The sequence below is a fragment of the Halomonas sp. genome, from assembly GCF_033549285.1.
Classification (GTDB): domain Bacteria; phylum Pseudomonadota; class Gammaproteobacteria; order Pseudomonadales; family Halomonadaceae; genus Halomonas.
The window spans coordinates 1-5,268 of sequence record NZ_JAWSUJ010000163.1; the positions used below are offsets into that span (position 1 = coordinate 1).

The following is a 5,268-nucleotide window of genomic DNA, read 5'->3' on the forward strand; positions in this document are numbered from 1 at the left end:
CCATACCTCCTGTCGTCGTGGAGGTCATATCCTGGCCCAGCTCAGGGGGCGAATTCCACACCCAACGACGAAGAGCCGTAATTTTATACAGTATAGGGGCTCGCACTGAGGCGAAGTCCCTACTACGGAGAATTAAAATGATTGAAGCGAAAATTACCTTTTCTGAAGACGTAACAGAGGATTATGCATGGAGGTATGGTACAGAACATCCTGTCGGTCTTCTTTCCGTCAATGTGCATGTCGAAGGCAAGTACCTTGGCGAATTTCCCGAAGAAATGGTCAAGAAAGACGATAAATGGATTGTGGTGAGAGATTTTCAGTCTGACTCATTTTATGATGTATTACAGGTTGAAATTGATCGGCTTTTTAATTGATTTGATTGCAGATTCACTGTCTACATCATCGACGGAATGACTCGTTAAGGTATCGTCGAACTTTTCTTATCACTATTGTGGAAGGTGATTGCCTGTTTTCGATATATGAGTGGTGGAGGAGTTTTGTAGCTGGAGAGAACAAGCTGCTTCACTGTTTGGTAGAAGCAATTTTAATCTAACGATTAACTCTTAAAAGGATTGCAATATGGTAAGTGTTAAAGGATCTAATGGATTTATTTATGAGGACTATCATCCCAAATGTAAGATTAGATTTTCGTCGATGTCTCTGGGAAATATCAGCTACATATGTGTTGCTTTTATACAGTGCTTTGATGGAACCACAGGCGACATCAAACGGTACTGGGGGTACTTTGACGACGACGATGTTGAAGGGTCGATCACAAGAATAATTCAGAAAGGATCGAAATGGCCTGACCTGCCAGCAATGGATTGAAGAAAAATGGTCGCGTGTGATTCAATATCCGCTGAGAATTAACTCAGGATAATTGGACTCCCATTCCATCAATGTAATCGGATATGTATGGCGCAGTACCTTCTGTAGGTCCTCACCTGAGGTACTGAATTCAATCGATAAGTGGAGAACCTGAGGGAGCTAGGGCTCCTGAGTATTCCCCCGTAACACCTGAGACAGTGTCCGATTTCCGAGCGCTTACGGGGAAGGTCACTCAGCTTCGTGACCATATTACGCAGCTCGGTATCGGTCACCTAGCTGAAGTTCGCTCCCTTCAGGAAGTGCGGGCACCGTAATCACTGAGGGCCTGGGCCTGCTGGGGATCGTAGCCACCGCATGAGGCGTTGTGAAGCAGATCACGACAGAGCGTGCTGCTGTGTAGGCCCATTTCCCTGCCGATCTGACGCAGGCTATGCCTAATTCATAGCGGATATTGGTCAGGGGTCTTTGGACTTCATGCCCCCACCGTCGTGTTCAAAGCGTTGCAGTAATTCCATGAATCTAGGCATATAAAGAAGTAAGGAAGGGTAAGGTGAAGCGATAAAAACCGTCCATTTAGTGGCTTTAAAGTTGATTTAATGGATTAGGAAGAATATAGATTATAACTTAAGGAGAAGTAAAGTTGAAAATAAACGCAAGAAATAAAGAAAAGATCAACGCAGCTATAAAGAAATCTGAAGGGTCCAGAGTTACTTCTAGAACACTTGATGCGGACATGATTGAAAGTGCAATTGAGAGAATCGAAAAAAGGCTCAGCAGTCTTCTTTCAAAAAAAAGACTGGCTTAATTTGAGATTCGACGTAGATTATCACGCGCAATCGTTCCCTGGGTCATATAATGGTAGCCCACAAAGCACAAAATTTATTGTAGAGCGGTTTAGCTCCGGATGGTTTGTTGTTGAAATTGGTCGTAATGTCACTCGTCCACCATCTAGGGAAGTTATCCCTATCAATCTTGGAGCAAAGCAGCAGGAAATTGCTGATTTTGTAAGGCAGCCAAGCAACTTTTAAATGCCTTAGTTTGTGATGGGGAGCCTGAACATGTAACTGCGCTTTTTCTCCATAGGAAAATCTAGGGAAACGATGTATAAATCGCATCAGTTGCCTGTTCGCCAACGGCGGGATAGAAGTTAAATATCTCGCCATTGTCGAACAGAGCCAACCAATAAAGCAGTTCTTGTTAGCCCAGGCTAAGCTCCAGAACAAGACGAAGGTACCCGCCGAGAGCGGTTCCTGTTCCAGATGTAGCCTTGGTGCCCTGGCAACGGCAGATCAACGCGCTGTAGCCGTCCTACAGAGCATCAATGGTGACGGTGGTTCTCACTCTCCCCTACATTTTGATGTCATGAAAGGGCCATGCAGGTCCTACTATGGGTACACTGATGGATCAATGCGCCTGTGGCTGCCCTCTAGCTGAACTCCCCACGCTCGATCTTGTTGAGCACATCACGCACCATGATTCTGCCCTGAAACGTGTCCAGAAGATCGGCGGGGCGCGATCCTGACAGTGCAGGTAAATGGCAGCGGAGCCACTCTCTGACAATGTCATCGCTATCAAAGATAGCTGAGGCATAAGCGAACAGGCGCAGTAGGTCGAGAATGCCCTCACTCTCAACTTTGCCAAGAGCTGGTTTTGAGTAGATTCTTTGAATGTTGCCAGGGGTGGACCCTACTAGGGCCGCTACCAGTTCGCGGTGCCCACCTAGCAGTTCAACGGCTTCTTGCACAACCTTACCAGGGATCCCCGTTCTGACTGCGCGGATGAATACGACGTCGTCAGTCAGGACATTCGGAGGCAACCCATCTAAATGAAGAACCTTCATCTCCAGTTACCCATATTGCGGCTATGATAGTTGTATAGTAGTAGAGTGTAAGGGGGTGCGATAGGAAGCTGGCCGGTGACCTTGTCATGAATGAATACCTCGAAATGATTTTAATAGCATCGCCTCTCTTGGGCCTCTGTGTGCTGGTGGCGCTTACAGCGTGGCTATCATATCGCAATTCAAAAAAGCGATTTTCGCTCGCATGGGAGTAGGAAAATGTCAGGACTGAGTCTAGCAGTGACGCACCTGAACGTACCCTATGGGGACATCGTTTCTGAGCATGAGTTTGCGCTTGCACTCCGCTGCGGGACGACTCAGGTCGAAGGGATTTCGGATTCATCCGCTGCAATCATTGCAAGTGCGTTCGTTGAAACGACGCCAAATCTGTTAATGCGGTGCATTCGCGAGGCAGGTGCTAGCATACAGTCGGCAAATGAATTATACAAAGAAAGCCTCCGAGACAACATGCCCAGATGCCCAGAATGGGAGGAGGCTGTCCAGAATTTACTTGATGACCCGTTGGAGAAGCTGCGGGGGACCGTGAAAAGCTACCACCGACCATTCGACCCGGCAGATGATTGATTGGCCCGGTCCTGGCAAAGTGATTTTGCTGCGCTGAGGTGAGGTCGCGGGCACAGGAAGCCACCATCTCGGTCGCCGGGCGGCTTTCAGTGCAGCGTTTGTTGTCGCCTCGGCGAACGGTCACGACAAGTCAATATCGCCTACGTCACGCTCGATGGCCCTGATGGTATGCAGGGACTGACCTATGGCCCTCATTTTTGCAGCTTCATTGAGAGTGGCAAACACATCTTCCCCATCCCCTTGCAAGCAGTAAAATGAGTTTTTCGTTTTGACCAGCCCTATCTCTGGGTCGAAACTATCCACCGCACTGGTAAAAACATAATCACCAGACCCCCAGCGGCCCTTGTAGTCGCTCACGACCGTACCGTAAAGGAAACGCACTTCCTTACCATCAAGATCGATATTGACCAGCTCCCACGCTCTGACGATGCAGGCTGTGTCACGATGGCTGTCAGCTGTGTCTGCCCAAGCTGGGAGAGCATTTATCGGAGTTGATTGTTTCATGATAATATCCTAGCTAAGTGTGTGTTGATAACACTAGCAGAGGGCATGGATGAATGGAATCATTATGTTTATGATGTTTGAGAGACAACAAAAGAAGCCACGCAGGGCGGGGAAGAAACAGGCGGTTTATGCCTCCGCTGTTATCCCTTTAGTGCGGGATTGCCTTTTGAGCACATGAAAGTCATCAGATCGCTATAAAGCAGAGCTTCGTCATCCGACGTGTACTCGCGACCCTCTGCATTGAACCCTTCAAGCCAGGGCGTTCGATCCCAAATGAGGAGCCAGTCATAGTCTTGATTCAGACTGCCGCTGAGGAAATTACCGCGTAAATCTTCGACAGCCTCCTCAGGACTGGACCCTCTGCCTTGGAACTCACCGCGAGACTCGCCTAGCGCGGCGAAGATCTGCTCATTGCCTAGCATTGCCTGCCAGACTGGATCACCATCAAGCATGTAGAACAATGCGAACTCCTGACTCCCTGTCTTTTTTTCGACACACTGAATGAGTAATTTATTTAGATCTTGCATCTCACTCCTGCGCGGAATATCCCTCATTTCCGGCATCTGACCGCTCATGGCAGCAAGCTGTCGTGCCGCCTGCACACGAATATACATCTGCATGGCCTCCCGAATGAGGTCTGACGGGTTTTCCAGTCCCCGCTCAGCTACCTCCAGGGCTCGTTGATACTGATCTTCATCGATGTTGACAGCGATTTTCATAACGATATCTCACATCAGTTTGGGTTTTGGTCTGGACATTTCGCTACACTATACGAGTATAGCCATAATCCAAGAGATCGGTAATGAAGCCGGAACATACAACAGAAGGTTTTGATGTTGAGAATATCCTGGCGGAACTTGAAGCGGATCGTAACTCGGGAATCCTTCCGCTCGTCGTTACGAAAAGCGCTATCCGTTATGGGATTGATCCTGATGATCCTGATCGCCTGGTGGCCGTAGATGCCCACGGAAGAAAACAAGACATCTAGACGGCGGCCTCGCACGTGTTACCATCCTTTAAGTCCTGGATTCATAGAATAACCGCAGCACTTTGGACACCACGGTAGAGGCAGGAGGGCCAGCGCCGGTACCCTCCCTGCTTTACCGACCAAAGTGAAGCAGAGCATGGGATACCGACAGCTGACCCAGACCCAACGATACCAGATCCACGCCCGTTCTGACGTGGGCATGAGCCAGCGGAAAATCGGCAGGGAACTGGGCCTTCACAGCAGCACGATCAGTCGTGAGCTGCGCCGCAATGCCACTTCCAGAGGCTACGATCCTCAGCAGGCCCAGGTTCTCAGTGATCACCGGCGTCGTAGCGCTTGGAAATGGACGAAGCGCCTGCCGAGCATGATCACCGCCGTTGTCGGCCGGCTGCGTGAGGAGTGGAGCCCACAGCAGATCAGTGGCTTTATAGGGTTCTTCGTCACTTCATGTGGATTTGGCCTGATCGAACAGGCGACCCACCGGGCTGCCAATCAGGTAGATCATGGCGATGAAGTTGGCCTCGTT

The 5,268-nt window shown here is 49.3% G+C and carries 6 protein-coding genes; 3 read left to right on the forward strand and 3 right to left on the reverse strand.

Going from position 1 to position 5,268, the window contains the following annotated elements; all coding sequences use genetic code 11:
* Positions 1-374, forward strand: a 374-nt coding sequence (locus SCI24_RS20665; protein WP_318727164.1) for a hypothetical protein, incomplete at its 5' end; no start/stop codon positions are given.
* A 1,880-nt stretch (positions 375-2,254) separates the two neighbouring features.
* On the opposite strand, the gene SCI24_RS20670 is transcribed toward SCI24_RS20665, so the two are convergent.
* The 3 genes from SCI24_RS20670 to SCI24_RS20680 all read right to left on the reverse strand — a co-directional run bounded on the left by SCI24_RS20670 (position 2,255) and on the right by SCI24_RS20680 (position 4,473).
* A complete protein-coding gene (locus SCI24_RS20670) occupies positions 2,255-2,668 on the reverse strand; it encodes an antitoxin Xre/MbcA/ParS toxin-binding domain-containing protein (protein WP_318727165.1) in 414 nt (137 codons plus the stop codon).
* A gap of 702 nt (positions 2,669-3,370) precedes the next feature.
* Positions 3,371-3,754, reverse strand: coding sequence for a DUF6957 family protein (locus tag SCI24_RS20675; protein ID WP_318727166.1), 384 nt, complete (start codon positions 3,752-3,754; stop codon positions 3,371-3,373).
* Positions 3,755-3,894: 140 nt separating this feature from the next.
* Positions 3,895-4,473 carry a hypothetical protein gene (locus SCI24_RS20680; protein WP_318727167.1) on the reverse strand — a complete coding sequence of 193 codons (579 nt, stop codon included), beginning with the start codon at positions 4,471-4,473 and terminating at the stop codon, positions 3,895-3,897.
* Between the two features lie 83 nt (positions 4,474-4,556).
* Here SCI24_RS20680 and SCI24_RS20685 point away from each other — a divergent pair, with 83 nt between their 5' ends.
* Positions 4,557-4,742: a hypothetical protein gene (locus SCI24_RS20685; protein ID WP_318727168.1), complete on the forward strand. Its 186-nt coding sequence runs from the start codon at positions 4,557-4,559 to the stop codon at positions 4,740-4,742.
* Between the two features lie 136 nt (positions 4,743-4,878).
* The coding region (locus SCI24_RS20690; RefSeq protein ID WP_318727169.1) for a helix-turn-helix domain-containing protein at positions 4,879-5,268 on the forward strand (390 nt) is incomplete at its 3' end.